This is a genomic window from Flavobacterium sp. DW-iso2 (genome assembly GCF_058725285.1).
This window is the reverse complement of the sequence record NZ_JBZXDY010000009.1, coordinates 76,828-95,631: the sequence shown is the minus strand read 5'-3', so window position 1 is coordinate 95,631 and position 18,804 is coordinate 76,828. Positions and strand designations below refer to the sequence as shown.

The following is an 18,804-nucleotide window of genomic DNA, read 5'->3' as shown; positions in this document are numbered from 1 at the left end:
ATCGTCATACCAAATCGTTATTTCAATACCTTTTTCACTACCGCCAAATCCTTGTTGTACTCCCTCAAAATCTTATCTTTTTTATCAAACCTAAAATCAGAATATGATATTTCAATTATGGTAATCCCATGTTTTGGCAACACTTCTAATCTTCGTTGATCGTATATTTTTCTTTGTTTGCCACGATGAACACCACTCACTGTGAACAAGTCAGGTTTATCAAAATGTTTATTAGGTTTGCTGTGCTGCTGTTCCTTATATTCTACAACCAAATTCAATTCTGGATAATAATTATCTACGGGTAATTTGGCTTTCCGTCCTTGTGCATTGGCATCACCTAACAAAAAATCAAACCGATGTTGTCGTAACCCCTTTATCTGCAATACCTCATCACACAAATCCAAAACATAATGTTCGTCACTATCTTTTCTGGAATTAGTTTTCTGTTCTTTAAGTTGTATCAACTTTAGCTTAATCTCTAATGGTTGTGATTTGTCTATTGCTTGACTAGTACTCCGTTGAAAAAACCAATTGGTATTCACCTCTTTTCGTTCTGCATACACATAAGGTATCAAATGCAATTGGTTGTTTTTATCTATTCGTCTCAACACATTACGGATGGGCAAACCATTTTTGATGTCTTTAGTAAAAACACCGGCCAAAATAAAATAAGGCATCATATCCTTTGCAGGAATGATTTTTACACTTTTATTTTCTTCAAAATAAGATTGAAGCACTTGGTTTATCTGGGCTGTTTTTGACATAGAGATCGATTTTAGTTTACCTACAAAATCACTGGGAAAATACTCATCGAAAAATGACCGATAACCGTTAAAAGGATATTGCTGCTACTAGCTGAGTTTCCTTTATAGAAATGTTTACCATCAAAAGTGTAAAGAATATTGCTACTACTCGTTGAGTTTCCTTTATAAATATGCTTACCGTCAAAAGTGTAAATGATATTACTGCTACTAGTTGAGTTTCCTTTATAGAAATGTTTACCGTCAAAAGTGTACATAATATTACTACTGCTATTTGAATTTCCTTTATAGAGATGGCAGCCGTCAATAGTGTATAAAATATTGCTGCTGCTAGTTGAGTTACCTTGTAAAAGGTGTTTCCCATCAAAAGTGAATAAAATGTTACTACTGCTTGTAGAATTTCCTTTGTGAATTGTGGATGCCATAGTACTATTATTTAATTGTAATTATCAAAATTATTTCAAATATCAATCGAAATACCGACAAAACCGATCGGTTTAAATCCCCTTCCAATTGTTGAAATCAGTTATAAGACGCTCCTTTTGATGCATTTTGCTTAGTGTCCATCAACTGTAAAGTGACATCCGTACAAATATGTTCAAATTCTATTTCAAGCGCTTCCAGTTCTATTTGATCTGTAAATCCATCAGTAAACAATTCTTTACTTATTTTAGCCAATATTTTTCTATCAATTTTGCCCCCCTTTGTATACTTTTTTATCACCGTAGTAATTTCTTGAAATAGTGAAAGATTTGATAGTTTTTCATTCATGATGGCTAACATAGGCTTCTCATGGTCTAAAACTATAAATTTAAGATGTTGAGTTGTAATAGGAACTACTGTTTTATTATCTGCCATTTTGGTGTAAACAGTATGTTCTCTATTTTTACTGGTAACATATACTTGTCCGTTTTTTAATTCTATATGAGAAATTTCTTTTAGTAGATAGTATCCGCTTTCATAAAATATTTTGGTGTGGTCTAACATTTTATTTATACAGGCATCAAAGACTATCTTCTGTTTTCGCTTGTAGAATATTTTTTTTATCAAACTGATTGGAAAATAGACATTGCTATAAAAACGATCTTGAGACAATAACCTTTGCGTAAAAACTTTATATAAATTTTTTTTATCAAAAGTAACGGCATCACCAATGGCAATTTCATAATCCAATACAAGAGCACTATTTTCTTCTACATTTTCTTGAATTCCTTCTTTACCATTTTCCGAATTCCATTCTATTAAAAATTCTCCATATTGCATTAAGGCACTTCGCCAGTTTTGAACGTACTTTTTAGAATATTGCAATTCATCTTCGATACCATTTGTGCATAAATACTGAAACAAAGTTAAAACAGAATCACTTATTAAATTTTCGTACCCAGATTGAACAGCTGCTTTTATTTGCTCAAAATATAAGTGCTCATGCTTACCAGAATTCTCACTAATCGCTCTAAGCTTTTGAAATGCCGATTGTAAATAGACTCCATAACTTTTGGCAGAATCGGTACTCACCGCTGTTGCTTCTGTAAGCCAATCTATAAACTCTAGTTCTAAATAAAACCTTTCTTTTATTTTTATGCTATTCATTTTCATACTTTTATTTAATTAAACCAGTCTAATTCTTCCCGTTAACAACTCCTGCATCATGCCTTGTTTTATTTGCCTTGCTTTTTCTAATTGCTGCTGCAGAGCTTCTAACTCCAAATCCATATCTGATATAATTGTGGCAATGTGGATCTGTTCAAATAAATTTGGTAAACTGATTAATATTTTTTCAAACTCTGTTTTATTTATCATTGGAAGAGCTTGTTCACTTGCGGAAGATTTTATTTTATCAGAAATTAAATTAAGATAGTAGTATAAAAATTCTGTTGAAAAAGAGCTATCAGGAAATACTGCATTTATTTGTTGATTAGATGTCATTTCAAATGAAGTAATACCAGATTTACCAATTGTTGAACCTATACAAGTAAATAATATTGAGTGTTTTGGAAATTTTCTTGAAATATTAAAACCCTTTTTAGAAAGATTTTTTACTGTTTTTAAAATATATTTAACCTCGCCTAAATCAGTTGGACTAACAAAGCAATAATCAGAACCATAATTATCTAAATCTCTTGTTGAAGGTGTTGTTCCTGTTGCAATCTCTGCAATTTCCCCCAACTTCTTAACTTCCCAATCTTCCTTTGGTGTCAACAATTCCTGCATAGCACCTTGTTTGAGTAGGCGTTTTTTAGCAATAAGTTGTCCTAAGCTTTCGATCCAAGCATCAGCATCGCTTAATGCTTCGGCTATGGCTTGTTGTTCTGGAAGTGGTGGTAGTGGGATTTGAATCGCGCTTAGAACCCTACCATTAGTTAAAGCCCTCGTTGTGTATGATGCATTACTAATTATTTGTGTTCTTACAATTTCATTATCAAAACAAAATCTACAAAATTCATTGTCAAAAAGTTCATTGTAAGGTTTAGCTCTTAATAAGAATCCACTAAATACAGTGTTTATTAAGTTCGAAGTAATAACAGCTGTCAATCCTATTTCTTCATGTGTTTCAGAAGTTCGAGTAAATAAAACATCTCCTTTATCAACTTTGAAGCCTCGTAATTCAGTGCTAGAAACATAAACTTTGCCCTTAATTTTGAAAGAGTTCAAATAAGTATTTTTATAAACATCCATATAATTTGCAATAGGATAGCCATAACCAAAATATTCTTTTTCTTTATTTAAACCATTCTTAAAAGCAAAGGAATCACCAATTTTTACAATATTCCAATCCTCAGGAATCAGACCAATCTCTGTATGTTTGTATCCTGTTTTTACCATGACCATCCCATTTTTTCAAGGTGTAACTTTACTTTGGCAGCAGCTTCATTGGCTTGGTTATCTAAGCTTATTAAAGTCGTTGTATATCGTTCTACCAATGTTTTAATGCGTTGGGTTAGGTTTTGGCTAATGCGTTCTTGTTCTTGTTGTAAGCAAGCTTGTAAATGTGCTTTCCATTTGTAGTTCAAAATAGCATCTTTAATAATGGCTTCGGGTAAAGTTGCATATTTGTCAACGACAGCTTTTTCCAAGGCTTCGTTTAACTTCTTAATCTCAGCATTGGTCTTTTTAATTACTTCTGTATTGGCAATGTATTCTTTTAACACTTCGACTTCGCTCAGTGTGACATTCGTCTTAGCTTCTTTTTGCTTTTCTTTCAATAATTTAGCTACCTCAGTTGCATTTACCTTTTCTAAATCGGCAAACAAGCCTTCTTCACCGCTATGTTCTTCTTCTAATTCTGTCAATCTGACTTGGGCAGTTTCTACCAATTGTTCTTGGGTTGAAATGATATTTTGCTCGGTAGTAAAAAATATCTTAATCAACAATTGGGGCGGTATAATTCTACCTTCTACGCCAGCCAGTCCACCAATTTCTTTGTCTTTGGCTAATTTACCATCTTTGCCTTTTTTGCCTTTTACCACCAAACGTTTGTACTCGTTACCCGCTTTCCATCCGTCTATGGCTATCGAGTACACATCGTCTTGCATCGTTTCGTTCCAGTAGTGCATTAGGTGTTGGTACATATCGTAACCATTCACCAATGCATTGCTTTCGAAAGAATCCAATAAGGTTTCGCCAGCTTGGGCAATAATTTCTTTAGGATGGGTTCCTACAGTTAGTTTTCCCCACTGTTCTTGCTGTTCACTCATCCATTGGTCAAAAGTCTCTTGTAAATTTGTATTAAAAGCCACAAACTCACTATGGTCGAAAATAGTAGTTTTCAGGTCCGTTATAGGAATGGTAACCTCGACAAATCCATTTCGCAATGGTTTGAATAAACTGTTGCGTAAATTAGGGAATACATTCCAGTAATTTTGTAAAGCGTCTACATCTACCAGTGGGATTCCTCCTTGTAAATGGGCTTCTATATTTTGTAAATCTTCTGCTTCTTGTGTGTCTATATAACGAGGGATGTTCAGGTTGTAATTGTTCTTAGCATCGGCTATTTCACTAATAGGTACCATTCTGCTAAACTTAGGCACTTCTATTTGGGTAGTAAATACATCGGTGATTTTTCGAATGTCTTGTTCGCGCAAGCGGTTCTTGTTACCATCTTTGGTAAATCCTTTACTGGCATCTACCATGAAGATCCCTTTACGGTGCTCTGCATTTTCTCTATCCAAAATAATAATACAAGCGGGGATTCCTGTCCCGTAAAACAAGTTGGCAGGTAATCCAATAATGCCTTTGATGTAACCTTTTTTTAATATGTTTTTTCGAATTTCGCCCTCGGCGTTTCCTCTAAACAAAACACCGTGAGGCAGAACAACTGCAGCTTTTCCTGTTGATTTTAAAGATTGTAAAATGTGTAATAAGAACGCATAATCACCATTCTTTTCGGGTGGTACTCCTAGTTCAAAACGATCAAATTCATCACTTTCGATATTTAAACCATTACTCCAGCTTTTTAACGAAAATGGTGGATTACTAACCACGTAGTCAAAACGTTTTAGCTTTCCGTTTTCAGTAAATGCAGGACGTGTTAGGGTGTTATCAGCTACAATGGTCGCCGTTTCAGCACCATGTAATATCATGTTCATGTGTGCTAAGTTGGCTGTAGCCGTCTCTTTTTCTTGACCGTATAAATCAATGCCTTTTCCTGCTTCGTTCATTACTTTCAGCAGCAAACTTCCGCTCCCCGCTGTCGGATCATAAGCCGTGGTTTGGGTGGTGGCATTGCTCGGACTAATACCAATTACTTTTGCCAGGATGCGAGATACTTCGGCAGGTGTATAGAACTGCCCTTTTGATTTCCCTGATTCCGTAGCAAAATGACGCATTAAGTACTCATAAGCGTCACCTAATATATCATCGCCTTCGGCAGAGTTTTTAGAAAAATCTAAACTATTATCATTGAATATACGCACCAAATTGGATACCGTATCAACCAGATCTTTTCCTTTACCTAATTTATTTTCATCATTGAAGTCAGGGAAATCGTTTAATCCATTTTCCTCTTTAATGACATTCAATATTTTTTTGTTGATGTCATCACCAATGTTAGGTGTGCCTATTAATTGAACCATAGCATCAAAAGAAGCTGCTGTTGGTACCACAATTGCAAAGCTATCGTCTTTCTTCGCCTTGTCTGAAATGTACTTTACAAACAACATGGTGAGTACGTAATCTTTGTATTGTGAAGCGTCCATTCCGCCTCGTAACTCATCGCAACTAGCCCATAATGAGCTGTATAATTCTGATTTTTTGATTGCCATTGAAAATTTTTATTGTGTATGTAGCAGTTAGTCAGTGACTTTTACGCTCGAGTTTATTTATAAAATTGATTTTGGGTAGCTAAAGTAACTATTATATAAGTTATTTAGCTTACTAATCAGCAAAATCAACTGAATAGCTTTTGAAAAATAGCACCCATATTTCGGTACACAATAAATACTTTTATTATCAGTATTACAATACCCATAATTAGTGATATTTAAAGAAATTTAGCACGTCATAATTTAGCGCTCGATAGCATTACCTTTGCAATGTAAATAAGACTAAAGAAGAAATTATAATAACTTAAGGTATAGCTATCTATACTTATAATAAAAAAATGATGCCTAAAATAAAAGTAAATACATTTGGTGAAGGCATTGAAATACGGCAGCTGCAGTTGGCCCCAGCTACCTATGAACTGTGGTCAGATTTTGGTTCTAGAAAAAACAGATCACTTACTGATTTACTTCTAGACCCCTTTTTTTATTATGATTTGAAAGATCCTCTGTTTAAAGAACTAGCGGATATTAATTCGGCCAAGGTTAGTGGTATGCTCAACACTACTAAAGGTCATATCGAAATTTGGTATAATCGGCACAAGGTATTAAAAATACAATCTCATGAATTGTTCAATAAAAATGTCCTATTTCCACTATTCAATTTAGAGGAAAATCAAAGTTTTGTTTCCAATAAACTTGAAAAAGGTATTTATGTAGTTCAAAAAACAATTGGACTACTGTGTCAGCAATATTTAGAAATTGATGACCAACAACTGTATATTGATGATTTTATCTTCACTGTAGCTGAATTTGACAACAATGTATTCTTGACTAATAATAAGTATCAACAGCACAATTTTAATTTTATCAAAAGCGAAACGGTGATAACCAATCAATTCGCTTTTGAGATTGAATGACTGCTTGACTCCTGTTCCACCTTCCATAAATCGCCATAATTCTTTTGCTCGACTTTGGGGTCGGCAAAAGCAGCATTAAATTGCTTTCTCATTAGGCTCAAGTGCACATTAGAAAGCTAATGATTATAGCAAAATAGTGATTTAGTAATTATTAAACACTATGACACTTTCATCCCTCACTTATAATTATCTCTATTTATTAAACCCCTCTTATGTAGTACACTTTTAAGGGGGCGATATACGTGTAAAGCCTTGTTATCAATGACGTAACCTCGGTTTAGGCATTATTATTTAAAAAACATGGAAATAATATAACAATCTAGTTTATTCCTTTTGCCATTTCGCCGGATCAACTCATTCTACTAGATATCTCTATTTATTAAACCTCTCTTATGTAGTACACTTTTGAAGAGGTAAAATACCGAAAAACCGTTGCTGTCACTGCCGTAACCTTGGTTTAGAGATTATTGATTATAAAACATGTAAATAACATAACAATCTACTTTGTTTCTTTTGCCACTTCATTGGACCCTGCTCTTTCTACTAGTAGTTATCTACATTCTTTAACCACTCTTATGCAGTACAATTCTCGACAGATAAAACACCTATAAAGCCTTACTACCATTGACAACATGATGATTTATGCGTTTTTAATTAAAAATTATCTAAACAAATGACTAAAGTCATCATATAAGTATATAGACAAAGGTTTTAATCCGTAGATGCCTTTATGAAGTTTTTGGTAATCAACTATAAAGGACCATAGAGAGCAATGAATTTTAATATATACACTAATAAATATTTTTATTCATCCACCTGGGAAGTAATTGACCCAGGGGTGTCTGGATGTAAAAAATTGACACAACTTAAAAAGTATGACACTAAATAATGACTAAAACAGTAAATCGTTATCTACCGCGCAAAGTATTAGCGCTCATTAAAAAATCAAAATACAGCAACAAAGAGCACCTTTATGTCATTTGTGACATGATATTTAGAATTTCCGTTTATCATAAAAAGGATACGAACTATAGTAGCACATATACGGACATACCAGGTAATTATTTCAGAGATATAATCACCAATGGGATTAGTTGTGAAAAAGCAAAAAACTATTTAAAAGACTATGGCATCATTGAGTGTGATGAGCTGTCTAGTGCCATAAGGGGTAAATCAAAAGGTTATAAGTTCAATGATGCATTGCTGTCTAAACTAGTGATTGTTAAATTATCTAACCAAACCCTTGTCAAGAATATTTTCCGTAACAAAAACGAAAGAAATAATTTTGTAAATGATACTCTAAAACCAGCACGTGATCATTTCATGAACACATTTGACATTGATTATGAGGCGGCAGCTAAGTATATCAAACAACAATATGCAAAAGCTATTAGAAATACCGATTCAAGTAACACAACAGGAATTATTAAAGCGCTTAATAGATATAACTCTCATTATATGTCCATAAATGCTATCAAAGATAGAGATCTATTTTTCAAAAAAAATAAAACCAATGGTCGCGTGGATACCAATCTCACCAATTTGAAATCGGAATTGAAGCAGTTTATAACGACAAAAGAACTTACGCAGATTGATATAACGAACAGCCAGCCGTACCTGCTGTCGTTGATGCTCAAAGATGCACATAATGATGAATTAGATAAAGAAGAACTGGCAAAATATTCTGAACTAACATCAACTGGACAATTTTACGAATACATGATGTATAAGTTTTATCGACAAGAAGTCAATACAATGACCGAAGATGAATTTAAAGTGAAGAGGAAAAAAATAAAAGAAATGATGTTTTGCATATTTTACTCTAAGAATGCATCGTATAGTAAAGAAAAGAGCCTGTTCAAAAAAGAATTTCCTACGATCATGAACTGGGTTGAAGCTCAAAAGCGTGAAAAGCACAACCAATTAGCCATAAAAATGCAAAAAGCAGAGTCCAAAATATGTATAGACATCATTACCTCTGAACTTAACGCAGCGGGGATAAAATATTATACCATTCATGATGCTTGGTTAGTAGGTGACAATGATGTGGAACGTACAACACAAATTATCAAGGGTTGCTTTACTGCCAAATATAGTGGACATCCAACTTTTGTTACGGAAAAACTAAATTGAAATTAATTAATCACGAAAAAAAATATATAAGTTTTGACAAATAAGTTGCTTGCCCTGCTAATGTATATTAATAGGGCATACTCTAAATTGTTACGGTTCCAGAACTATAATTTCACTATATATCAGGTGTATACTATTGCCACCCTAAAAATATACACTATATTTGCTAATAAATTCTGTAGTTATGACGAAAGTAAAATATATTCGTGTTTCAAGTGAAGACCAAAACACATCTCGTCAAGAGATAAATAGTAAGGAATTTTCCAAAATTTACGTGGATAAGATATCGGGATCGATAAAATTTTCAGAAAGAAAGGAAGCTAAAAAACTTCTAACCGATATAGAGAATTCATCTGTTACAGAGATACACATTTCGTCCATCGATCGACTTGGTCGCAACATAATAGATATTTTAACTATGATCGAGTTCTTTAATCAGAGGTCAATTAAATTGTTTGTAGAAAATATAGGTATGTTTTCATTAGTAGATTCCAACAGGCCTAATCCTACTTTTAAGATGATAGTCAGCGTACTTGGCAACGTGGCAGAAATGGAACGGGATAATATGCTTGAACGCCAGCGTCAAGGCATAGAGTTGGCAAAGATTAGTGGAAAGTACAATGGTAGATTATATGGTGCAAAAATGACGGATGATGAATTTATTAAAAAATATAAGGCAGTTGTAAAAGAGTTGAAAAATGGTGAGTCGCTCAGACGTGCTGCTAAGATTGGTGGTTGCAGTTTAGGGACTGCGCAGAAAGTTCATAGATTATTGGCAACTATACTATAAGGTTCCACAAAGGACAAATTACAGTTTCAACCACAAACTATTACGAAGCACTTTTCCTGAAAAAAGGTTTATTCAAACCAGTTATACCCATTCTAAAATTAACCATTTCAATACTTGCATTAAAGTGAATTGCAATATCTTCATTTCTCATATTTCTTTTTCTAGCCCAAAGAAGGCATGGCTTAGATAATAGTAGCGTTGCACCTAAATAAATTGCTTCTTCTTCCTGAATTTTGTCGAAATCTCTCATTCCAAATGGTATAATTAAGTCTTTAGGTAATTCTTTTACTTCATGCCCACATAATATATGAGCTATTTCATGCATGATATTACTCTGTTGACGCGCTGGATTATGAAAATTATTATGAATTATAATACGATTACCCTTTTTTGTAATCATAGTTAAAGCACTCCAGCCATACCCTTCACAATCCTTACCTTCTAATTTTATTAGCTCAATCTCTTCTTTCAAAAATTCAGTTGCATCAAAAACTTCAACATTTAAATATTTTGCTAATTTAAATGCACACAAAGGTGCGCAAGCATGAATCCCGAGAATTTCTCTATGTTCAGTTGCTATTTTTTCAGCCTTTGCTTTAAAACCTCTTCTAAGAATACTTGTTGATGCCAAAAGAATTATTTTGTTTCGTATGCCATGTCTATCATTTTAATAAGCATACTTACAGTATCCTGAGTCAATTCCTTATCTGCTCTCAAGTGAGCAACAACCTGCTCTTTATTAGTGACAGGATTAGAATCTGTATTACCTATAATAAAAGTATCAGTCGATACTTTTAACCAATTGCAAATGTTAATAAATGTATCCACATCTGGAATTTTTCCTTGTTCAATTCTTGATAAGGTAGCTGCACTTACATTGCCAATTTCCTCAGCAATAGCCCTTAATCCTTTACTTGCCCTTTTACTTTTTAACATACCTGCTAAAAGGTCTGTATTAAGTGTTGATTGCATGTTAATAAGTTTTACGTGTTAAACATTGTTTCACTTATGCAACAATAAAATAGTTTTGTATCTTTGATGAAACGTAATTGATATTTGTTTTATATATGAGACAAATATATCATTAATTTCTAAATTATAACTATTATGAGTAAAAAAAACCAACACGTAGTGCCAAAGGGAAATAATTGGGCAGTACAAGGGGCAGGAAACCAAAAAGCAACTAAAATTGTGTCAACACAGGCTCAGGCTATTAAAATTGCAAAAGAAATTGCTATTAATCAAAAATCTGAAATGTTTATTCATCGACCAAATGGACAAATTAGAGAAAGAAACACCTATGGCAAAGATAATTTTCCACCTAAAGGATAATCTGAATGACCAATAGAGGAATAATCAACTTCGGCACTGGAATAATGGGTTTGGCATCTAGTTTTTTACTAAAAAAAGGCGAAATTCAAGATGCCATATTTAATATTTCACTTGGAATTACTATAGCCTGTTTCATCGATTTTGTCATTTTCTTAATAGACAACAGTGAAAGGTGGAAATTAATAAAGCCACAATTTTGGAAATATAATTCGCCTGTAAGAGTAACTGTTGCTTATTTATTTAGGATTGAATTTAACGGCAAATATATGCTAATCAAGAGACATAAAAAAGATTTTACGGGTTACCAACCAATAGGGGGGGCATATAAATATTTCAAAGAGGAAAATAGAGAAAATTTTGACAATCTAGGAATTGTACCTTGTAATCAAGTGCCAAGAGATGAAGATACTGAAAACGATTTAAGAATTGTAATTAATAAAAGAAAAAAGTTAAGTGCTTTTTTTAAATGGTTTGAGAGCAGAAAAAATAGAGAAATTGATCCTTGGCGTGAATTTTATGAAGAATTGATCGAATCAGGTTTACTTCCTGAAAATCTTTTTAAACATATCAAATATACTTATGTAGGAAAACATGAAGAAGGTATACTACGCACAGTAGATTATTCAATAGAACAATTTCGTTATGCTGATATTTTCGAACTAAGATTTGAAACTGATGAGCAGAAAGAGGCAATAAAATCTTTAATCAACAATGATGAAATAGCCTTTGTAACCCCAGAGGAAATTAAAAGAGGAAACACGAATAACGGTATCAGAATACTACCGCATACATTTAAAATATTACCACAATGATGAAAATTTTTCAAAACAAAAATGTTCAATTAGATGATTTACTGGATAGAATGGCAGAAGATCTACAATTGGATACAACCCGCTATGAGTTGATGATCCAACACTATGAAGCAATAAAAAAATGGATAGAAACAGATGAAATATTTTTCAAACCATTTAAGTATGACTTTTACCCTCATGGCTCAGTGAAAACTAGAACCACAGTCAAACCAATAGGGAAAGATGAATTTGATCTAGACATTGCTTTACATCTTAAAGCAAATTTCAACAATCATACGCCTGAAAAAATCTACAATGAATTAAAGCGTAGATTAAGAGAACATGCTCTATAATAGTAAAATAGAATTAAAGAATAGATGTATTAGACTAAATTATGCTGGTGATTTCCATATCGATATTTTACCCGGCATTCAAGAAAATGAATGGGATGAAAACAAATTAAGAGTTCCAGATCGTGCATTGAAAACTTGGGTAAGTAGCAACCCAAAAGGGTATGCAAAGTGGTTTTTGGAAAAAACTAATGTAATTCAATTTAGCTTATTACAAAAAGCATTACGGGCAGAAAACTTGCCAGCAAATGACTTTGATAACAAAAAACCATTGCAACGAGCAGTTCAATTAATTAAGAGATATAGAGATATTTATTTTCAAAAAGATGATACATTTAAAACTTCCAGTGTAGTTTTGACAACAATAGCGGGGCAATTCTATAATGGCGAAGAAAGTATTTATTTAACTGTTGAGAACATTGTGAACAGGATATTGCTTCACACAAAAAATATGTCAGGAAGAATCAAGGTACTTAATCCTGTAAATTCAGAAGAAGATTTTACCGACAAATGGGAAGATGAACCACAATATTATTATGCATTTAAAGCTTTTAGCGAGCATTTATACAACGAATGGCAAGAACTTAAAAAAGAAAACGGTGTTATTCCAGAAGGAAACATCTTAAAAGGTTTGTTTGGTGATGAATTATATTTCGCAGCACAGACGTCACAGGCTAATGTTATTGAAAAAGCAAGAACTGATAATAAATTAGTAATTGATCGAACCACTGGTTCCCTAACATACGCAGGTATGATTTCGACTTCGGCTGTAAAACCAAATACTTTTTATGGAAGCAAATGAATATCAAAAATCTAATAAAAAACAAAACTATAGCACAACAAGCTAGTGCATTGAAATTCAAATTTCCAGAATGGGATGTGCATTTCAATGCTGTTAGTTTAACAGCGACAGGAAAGACAAAACCGACTTCAAGAAGTGATGTTTACACTGTTGAGATAAAATACTTCATCATTAAAAAGAGAAGACTAATTGAAGTAAAAATCTTGGATCCAACTTTAAAAAAGAGCCAAAAAGAAGAGGACATTCCACATATGTATTCGCAAGAAAGTTTATGCCTATTCATGCCAAAATATGACGAATTTAAGAAAACAGAATTAATCTGCGATACCATAATTCCCTGGACTTCACTGTGGCTTTATTATTATGAAGTATGGCATACAACTGGAAAATGGCTAGGCGGTGGTGTACATATCTAAAACTACACATCCCTTTTCAAGTATACTTCTGTTCTATCCTATGTTTACATTTGAGGTACCTATAATCACTAACCTAAATATTTAAAGCCCTGTGTACAAAAGACAGAGGTAATCTTTTAAAAACGAAAAACACCTTTCTACTTAGTAATCTGCCAAAGTTCAGAACTCTCTATGTCCACATTTTAAATATCACTCTACTCTGAATAAACAAATCTTTATCTCAATACTCTTTAAAGTAAGTTAATAACCTTTGAATAGGTAAAAAGTTAAAGGCATTGTAGGGGGAACTATAACGTCATGGTTAAATAATCCTCACAAAAACCTAAACTTTGATCGAACTTTTGAGTATACATATAAATATTAAATTATATGGAAAGCAATAAAAAATTTGTAGGTAGCAGAGAGGCAATGGACATTCTCAGCATAAAGTCATTGACAACGCTGGGGTCATATATTACTAATGGTATAATCAAAGCCTATACGCCCTTCAATAGCAACAGGCGACGATTCAAAGTATCCGAACTCGAGAAAGTTCTTAATTCTAAATAATGTCAACCTTAACAATAATAAACTACCTTTGCACGGTGGTTTTTTTTGGGTGCTCAAAAAATTAGAGACCGAATTAGAGACCAAGCATAAAAAAAAATAAAAAACTCAGCAAATACAACCCTTTTACGCATGAATTACCTTTCTGTTGAAAATATCTCGAAATCCTACGGAGAGAGAACGCTTTTTGAAAATATCTCTTTTGGGATTAGCAAAGACCAAAAAATTGCCTTTATAGCCAAGAATGGCTCGGGAAAAACCACCATAATGAGTATCATTAATGGTTTGGACGAATCAGATACTGGACAGGTAGTTTTGAGAAAAGGAATCAAAATGGCTTTCTTGTCTCAAAACAACAATCTACAGGACGAACTGACCATTGAGGAAAGTATTTTTGCCTCGGATAATGAAACTTTGAAAGTAATTGAAGCCTACGAAAAAGCATTAGAAAACCCAGAAGACGAAGAAGCGTATCAAAAAGCTTTTGACGGAATGGATCAACACAATGCATGGGATTTTGAAACCCAATACAAGCAAATTTTGTTCAAACTGAAGTTGGAAGACTTCAAACTGAAAGTAAAAAACCTTTCGGGTGGACAACAAAAACGTTTGTCTCTGGCTATCATTTTGATCAACCGTCCTGACTTATTAATTCTGGATGAACCTACGAATCACTTGGACTTAGAGATGATTGAATGGTTAGAAGCTTATTTTGCCAAAGAAAACATTACCTTATTTATGGTGACGCACGACCGTTTCTTTTTAGAGCGTGTTTGTAACGAAATCATCGAACTAGACAATGGAAAATTATATTCCTACAAAGGAAACTACTCTTACTACTTAGAGAAAAAAGAAGAACGCATTGCTTCTGAAAATTCAAGCGTGGACAAGGCTCAAAACCTTTTCGTTAAAGAATTAGAATGGATGCGACGTCAGCCAAAAGCGAGAACGACTAAATCAAAATCGCGTCAGGATGATTTCTACGACATTAAAGAAAAAGCACAAAGTCGCCGTAAGGAGAACAAGGTGGAACTAGAGATCAACATGGAACGTATGGGAAGCAAGATTATCGAGCTTCACAAAATCTCCAAGAAATTCAAGGATCATGTGATCATGGATAATTTCAGTTACGACTTTCAACCGGGAGAGCGTATTGGAATCATAGGAAAAAACGGAACAGGAAAATCAACTTTTTTGAACTTATTGACTGGTTCACTTCCGCTTGATGGTGGAAAAGTGGTGATTGGAGAAACAATAAAATTGGGGTATTATACTCAAAGTGGAATCAACCCAAAACCGGGACAACGTGTAATTGATGTGATCAAGGAATACGGAGAATTTATTCCGTTGATGAAGGGAAGAATGATTTCAGCATCGCAATTGCTGGAGCGTTTCTTGTTTGATGCTAAAAAACAATATGATTTTGTAGACCGATTGAGCGGTGGGGAATTGAAACGTTTGTACTTGTGTACGGTTTTGATTCAGAATCCTAACTTCTTGATTCTGGATGAGCCAACAAACGATTTGGATATTGTTACTCTAAACGTTTTGGAAAGTTTCCTTTTGGACTACCCAGGCTGTTTGTTAGTAGTTTCGCATGACCGTTATTTTATGGATAAAATTGTAGATCACTTATTCATTTTTAGAGGTGATGGTGTGGTCGAAGATTTCCCTGGTAACTATTCTGATTTTAGAGCCTACGAAGACAGTACAGATGTAGCTCAAAAAGAGGAAAACAAAGCGGAGAAAAAAGACTGGAAGCAAAACAACCCAACAGGTAATTTGACTTTCAATGAGCAAAAAGAATATCAGAAAATAGAAAAAGAAATCAAGGATTTAGAAGTTCAAAAAATTGCCATCGAGCAATTATTCACGGATGGAAAAGTACCAGATAACGACATATCAAAAAAAGCAAAAGAACTCGAAAACATCAATAATAAAATTGAAGATAGAGAAGAACGCTGGTTTGAGCTGAGCGCAAAGATCGAGGGATAAAATCCCCCTAGCCCCCGAAGGGGGAATAAAAAGACATACTTTATAAAATTAAACCCTCAACATTTTTAGCAAGATTGCTTGAAAGTGTTGGGGGTTGTTGTTATTAGGTAATTTTCTTATTAATAAAATTTTTTGTACGACAAATCAACTATATTTACTTTCGTTTTGTGCAAAAGTAATTTAGATCGAAAATAGAAATAACTGCATTTCGTTTCCATAAAGTTGAGAAACAAATAACAACCAAAAACAACAATAACACAAGCTTGTTCGAGTATCTATAATCTTTAGTCCAAAATGAAATACAAAACTATTTACACTTAAAACCCCATGAAACAAACCCTCAAATTGAATACAAACTGGGAAAAATTTATAGTGGGAACACTGTATATTATGTTTACAATGACTTTAGTTTTTACACTAATATCGCTATATGTTCCCCTAAAAGGACTATTCCTTGGGAAAAATTTTACGCTAATCGAATTTCTTTCCTACATAGAATTAAGGAAGTATATACTAGTGATTATTACCGTATCTATTGCGATAAATGCTAAAGAATTTAGAAAAAAAAACAATTATTTCTCCTGACCACAAGGATTAAAAACAAAAATCTTCGCAATCTATACCAATAAAATTATTCAAGGAAAACTAAAAAAGCAAAGAACCCATTAAAAGAACATTTTAAAATTCGAGTATTCATCTGTATATTTGAACTATAAATACAATCTCATGGATATCAAGCAAATTTTCGAAAATAACCAAAATTGGATTGCAAAACAACTTGAAACCGATGCTACTTATTTTGACAAATTAGCCAAAGGACAATCACCAGAATTTCTATACATAGGTTGTTCAGACAGCCGTGTTTCTGCCGAAGAGCTAATGGGTCTGCAACCCGGTACTGTTTTTGTCCATCGCAATATTGCTAATATGGTACCAAATACCGACCTCAATTCCATGTCGGTAATTAATTATGCGGTGACAAATCTAAAAGTAAATCACATTGTGGTTTGTGGTCATTATGGGTGTGGCGGTGTACTGGCAGCCATGCAACAAGTAGATTTAGGAATATTGAATCCTTGGTTAAGAAATATTCGTGATGTGTACCGGATTCATGTAAAAGAACTAGACGCCATAACTGATGAAGAAAAAAAATACAAAAGACTGATCGAATTAAATGTTCAGGAGCAATGCATCAATGTCATCAAGACAGCAGAGGTTCAAAAAGCAAATAGCGAACGAAATTTAAAAGTCTACGGTTGGATTTTTGACATTCACACTGGAAAATTAATTGATTTGAACATTGACTTTGATGAAATATTAAAAGACATTACAAAGATTTATAAAATAACAGACTAGTCAAACCCAAGCACATCAATCACAAACGCCATTACGGAATTACAACTAATGTCTGTAAAATGAAACAAAAGGCCGCAACAGAAACTATTTGAGTTGTTATTGAAAAAGAAGAAATATTACCTTGCTTACGAACTACTTTGGAAAAAGCAATTTTAGAGACAAAATTAATTAACACTAAAAAAAAATGAAGAATAATCATTACCTTTTTAATTCATCATTCAAATCATTATCAAGAACGCCTAATAAGATAATGCGAGGGTTTATACTGATGGCCCTTATTGTTTTTTGTATATTTCAATTAGGAAAAGATTGTGCAAATTATGACAAACGACATTCAGGATATGTAAATAAAACCCGATAACCTAGATTTAAACTCTCCCGAAAGGGATATGATTAATCAATAAAAACCGTAAAAGAGTCTATTTCTGTTGCGGTTTGTAATTTATAAAATTCCACAATTATAAAATGCCTTTGTATCTTCGCGTTTCCTTTGTGAAAATCCGTGTAATAACCGCTATGCTATTCCAAATCAAATCTTACCTAAAATTCCTTTGGCATTCTAAGAATGAGCATGCCGTACACTCCCCTTTTGTATTCAGTTTGATTACCAAATGTTTTTACGACCGCAAGCCAAAACTGGAATACCAAGTTTTAAAAGACTATCGAAAGGCACTTTTAGAAAATAAAAATACAATTGAAGTCACTGATTTTGGGGCGGGTTCGAAGGTCTTCAAATCCAACAAAAGAGAAATCGCCAAGATTGCCAAAACGGCCGGAATTACCGAAAAACGGGCTCAATTATTGTTTAGAATCACAAGCTATTTTCAGCCGGATGCAATTTTAGAAATTGGTACATCATTAGGATTGGCAACTTCTGCACTAGCCTTAGGATCCCAAAAATTGGTACCGAAAACAAAAATAACGACACTTGAAGGTTGCCCCGAAACATCAAAAATTGCCCAAGAGCAATTAGAGAAATTTGGCTTAACCAATGTAGAATTTGAAGTGAGTGAATTTAGTAGCTATTTAGAAAAAGTGAATACTTCAATGGAGCCCTTTTCCTTAATCTACTTCGACGGCAACCATCAAAAGAAAGCTACGCTAGAGTACTTTGATCTATTATTGCCCACAATAACTAATGATACGCTGTGGATTTTTGACGATATCCATTGGTCTGCAGAAATGGAAGACGCTTGGGAAACGATAAAAAAACATCCAAAAGTTACGGTAACTATTGACACCTTTCAGTGGGGATTCGTTTTCTTTAGACACGAACAGCCAAAAGAACATTTTATCATCCGAGTTTAATCCACAAAAAAAAGACAGCCATCTCTGACTGTCTTTTTCTAATATA

At 33.5% G+C, this 18,804-nt stretch carries 18 protein-coding genes; 11 read left to right on the top strand and 7 right to left on the bottom strand.

The features are described from left to right. Positions 1-17: 17 nt before the first annotated feature. The 5 genes from AC4PRO_RS08600 to AC4PRO_RS08580 all read right to left on the bottom strand — a co-directional run bounded on the left by AC4PRO_RS08600 (position 18) and on the right by AC4PRO_RS08580 (position 6,022). The gene (locus AC4PRO_RS08600) at positions 18-764 is read right to left on the bottom strand and encodes a hypothetical protein (protein WP_492117055.1); all 747 of its coding nucleotides are present in this window, start codon (positions 762-764) and stop codon (positions 18-20) included. A gap of 20 nt (positions 765-784) precedes the next feature. Further along, a complete protein-coding gene (locus tag AC4PRO_RS08595; RefSeq protein WP_492117054.1) occupies positions 785-1,186 on the bottom strand; it encodes a hypothetical protein in 402 nt (133 codons plus the stop codon). A gap of 97 nt (positions 1,187-1,283) precedes the next feature. Further along, on the bottom strand, positions 1,284-2,351 hold the full coding sequence (locus AC4PRO_RS08590; RefSeq protein WP_492117053.1) for a hypothetical protein: 1,068 nt from the start codon (positions 2,349-2,351) through the stop codon (positions 1,284-1,286). A gap of 18 nt (positions 2,352-2,369) precedes the next feature. Next, positions 2,370-3,584, bottom strand: coding sequence for a restriction endonuclease subunit S (locus AC4PRO_RS08585; RefSeq protein ID WP_492117052.1), 1,215 nt, complete (start codon positions 3,582-3,584; stop codon positions 2,370-2,372). After that, complete coding sequence (locus AC4PRO_RS08580; protein ID WP_492117051.1) at positions 3,578-6,022, bottom strand: type I restriction-modification system subunit M; 2,445 nt, start codon at positions 6,020-6,022, stop codon at positions 3,578-3,580. The genes AC4PRO_RS08585 and AC4PRO_RS08580 overlap by 7 nt, the downstream gene beginning before the upstream one ends. A gap of 338 nt (positions 6,023-6,360) precedes the next feature. Here AC4PRO_RS08580 and AC4PRO_RS08575 point away from each other — a divergent pair, with 338 nt between their 5' ends. From AC4PRO_RS08575 to AC4PRO_RS08565, 3 genes are all read left to right on the top strand, one after another. Continuing rightward, positions 6,361-6,939, top strand: a complete 579-nt coding sequence (locus AC4PRO_RS08575; protein ID WP_492117050.1) for a hypothetical protein — start codon at positions 6,361-6,363, stop codon at positions 6,937-6,939. Positions 6,940-7,827: 888 nt separating this feature from the next. Next, positions 7,828-9,072 (top strand): hypothetical protein, encoded by a 1,245-nt coding sequence (locus AC4PRO_RS08570; protein ID WP_492117049.1) that lies wholly within the window; start codon positions 7,828-7,830, stop codon positions 9,070-9,072. A 184-nt stretch (positions 9,073-9,256) separates the two neighbouring features. Continuing rightward, a complete protein-coding gene (locus AC4PRO_RS08565; RefSeq protein WP_492117048.1) occupies positions 9,257-9,862 on the top strand; it encodes a recombinase family protein in 606 nt (201 codons plus the stop codon). A gap of 40 nt (positions 9,863-9,902) precedes the next feature. Here the strand turns inward: AC4PRO_RS08565 and AC4PRO_RS08560 are convergent, their stop codons facing one another. Next, positions 9,903-10,493 (bottom strand): ImmA/IrrE family metallo-endopeptidase, encoded by a 591-nt coding sequence (locus AC4PRO_RS08560; RefSeq protein WP_492117047.1) that lies wholly within the window; start codon positions 10,491-10,493, stop codon positions 9,903-9,905. A 5-nt stretch (positions 10,494-10,498) separates the two neighbouring features. Continuing rightward, a complete protein-coding gene (locus AC4PRO_RS08555; protein WP_492117046.1) occupies positions 10,499-10,834 on the bottom strand; it encodes a helix-turn-helix domain-containing protein in 336 nt (111 codons plus the stop codon). 135 nt (positions 10,835-10,969) lie between these two features. On the opposite strand from AC4PRO_RS08555, the gene AC4PRO_RS08550 reads away from it, so the two are divergent. The 8 genes from AC4PRO_RS08550 to AC4PRO_RS08515 all read left to right on the top strand — a co-directional run bounded on the left by AC4PRO_RS08550 (position 10,970) and on the right by AC4PRO_RS08515 (position 18,758). Next, positions 10,970-11,194, top strand: a complete 225-nt coding sequence (locus tag AC4PRO_RS08550) for a DUF2188 domain-containing protein (RefSeq protein WP_492117045.1) — start codon at positions 10,970-10,972, stop codon at positions 11,192-11,194. 44 nt (positions 11,195-11,238) lie between these two features. Next, positions 11,239-12,006 (top strand): SMODS-associated NUDIX domain-containing protein, encoded by a 768-nt coding sequence (locus AC4PRO_RS08545; RefSeq protein ID WP_492117044.1) that lies wholly within the window; start codon positions 11,239-11,241, stop codon positions 12,004-12,006. Further along, positions 12,003-12,338, top strand: coding sequence for an SMODS domain-containing nucleotidyltransferase (locus tag AC4PRO_RS08540; protein WP_492117043.1), 336 nt, complete (start codon positions 12,003-12,005; stop codon positions 12,336-12,338). The genes AC4PRO_RS08545 and AC4PRO_RS08540 overlap by 4 nt, the downstream gene beginning before the upstream one ends. Next, positions 12,328-13,137, top strand: a complete 810-nt coding sequence (locus AC4PRO_RS08535; protein WP_492117042.1) for an SMODS domain-containing nucleotidyltransferase — start codon at positions 12,328-12,330, stop codon at positions 13,135-13,137. Before AC4PRO_RS08540 ends, AC4PRO_RS08535 begins: the two co-directional genes overlap by 11 nt. Continuing rightward, positions 13,134-13,553, top strand: a complete 420-nt coding sequence (locus AC4PRO_RS08530; RefSeq protein WP_492117041.1) for a type II CBASS E2 protein — start codon at positions 13,134-13,136, stop codon at positions 13,551-13,553. Before AC4PRO_RS08535 ends, AC4PRO_RS08530 begins: the two co-directional genes overlap by 4 nt. Positions 13,554-14,231: 678 nt before the next feature. Continuing rightward, complete coding sequence (locus AC4PRO_RS08525) at positions 14,232-16,094, top strand: ABC-F family ATP-binding cassette domain-containing protein (protein ID WP_492117040.1); 1,863 nt, start codon at positions 14,232-14,234, stop codon at positions 16,092-16,094. A gap of 726 nt (positions 16,095-16,820) precedes the next feature. Continuing rightward, entirely contained in the window at positions 16,821-17,450 is a 630-nt protein-coding gene (locus AC4PRO_RS08520) for a carbonic anhydrase (RefSeq protein ID WP_074723908.1), read from the top strand. 516 nt (positions 17,451-17,966) lie between these two features. Next, entirely contained in the window at positions 17,967-18,758 is a 792-nt protein-coding gene (locus AC4PRO_RS08515; protein ID WP_492117097.1) for an O-methyltransferase, read from the top strand. The last annotated feature ends 46 nt before the right edge of the window (positions 18,759-18,804 follow it).

Coding starts and splice junctions, on each gene's coding strand:
- AC4PRO_RS08520 (WP_074723908.1), top strand. CDS start 16,821: ATGGATATCAAGCAAATTTTCGAAAATAACCAAAATTGGATTGCAAAA.
- AC4PRO_RS08535 (WP_492117042.1), top strand. CDS start 12,328: ATGCTCTATAATAGTAAAATAGAATTAAAGAATAGATGTATTAGACTA.
- AC4PRO_RS08550 (WP_492117045.1), top strand. CDS start 10,970: ATGAGTAAAAAAAACCAACACGTAGTGCCAAAGGGAAATAATTGGGCA.
- AC4PRO_RS08530 (WP_492117041.1), top strand. CDS start 13,134: ATGAATATCAAAAATCTAATAAAAAACAAAACTATAGCACAACAAGCT.
- AC4PRO_RS08595 (WP_492117054.1), bottom strand. CDS start 1,186: ATGGCATCCACAATTCACAAAGGAAATTCTACAAGCAGTAGTAACATT.
- AC4PRO_RS08555 (WP_492117046.1), bottom strand. CDS start 10,834: ATGCAATCAACACTTAATACAGACCTTTTAGCAGGTATGTTAAAAAGT.
- AC4PRO_RS08580 (WP_492117051.1), bottom strand. CDS start 6,022: ATGGCAATCAAAAAATCAGAATTATACAGCTCATTATGGGCTAGTTGC.
- AC4PRO_RS08565 (WP_492117048.1), top strand. CDS start 9,257: ATGACGAAAGTAAAATATATTCGTGTTTCAAGTGAAGACCAAAACACA.
- AC4PRO_RS08570 (WP_492117049.1), top strand. CDS start 7,828: ATGACTAAAACAGTAAATCGTTATCTACCGCGCAAAGTATTAGCGCTC.
- AC4PRO_RS08600 (WP_492117055.1), bottom strand. CDS start 764: ATGTCAAAAACAGCCCAGATAAACCAAGTGCTTCAATCTTATTTTGAA.
- AC4PRO_RS08575 (WP_492117050.1), top strand. CDS start 6,361: ATGATGCCTAAAATAAAAGTAAATACATTTGGTGAAGGCATTGAAATA.
- AC4PRO_RS08545 (WP_492117044.1), top strand. CDS start 11,239: ATGGGTTTGGCATCTAGTTTTTTACTAAAAAAAGGCGAAATTCAAGAT.
- AC4PRO_RS08515 (WP_492117097.1), top strand. CDS start 17,967: ATGCTATTCCAAATCAAATCTTACCTAAAATTCCTTTGGCATTCTAAG.
- AC4PRO_RS08525 (WP_492117040.1), top strand. CDS start 14,232: ATGAATTACCTTTCTGTTGAAAATATCTCGAAATCCTACGGAGAGAGA.
- AC4PRO_RS08540 (WP_492117043.1), top strand. CDS start 12,003: ATGATGAAAATTTTTCAAAACAAAAATGTTCAATTAGATGATTTACTG.
- AC4PRO_RS08585 (WP_492117052.1), bottom strand. CDS start 3,584: ATGGTAAAAACAGGATACAAACATACAGAGATTGGTCTGATTCCTGAG.
- AC4PRO_RS08590 (WP_492117053.1), bottom strand. CDS start 2,351: ATGAATAGCATAAAAATAAAAGAAAGGTTTTATTTAGAACTAGAGTTT.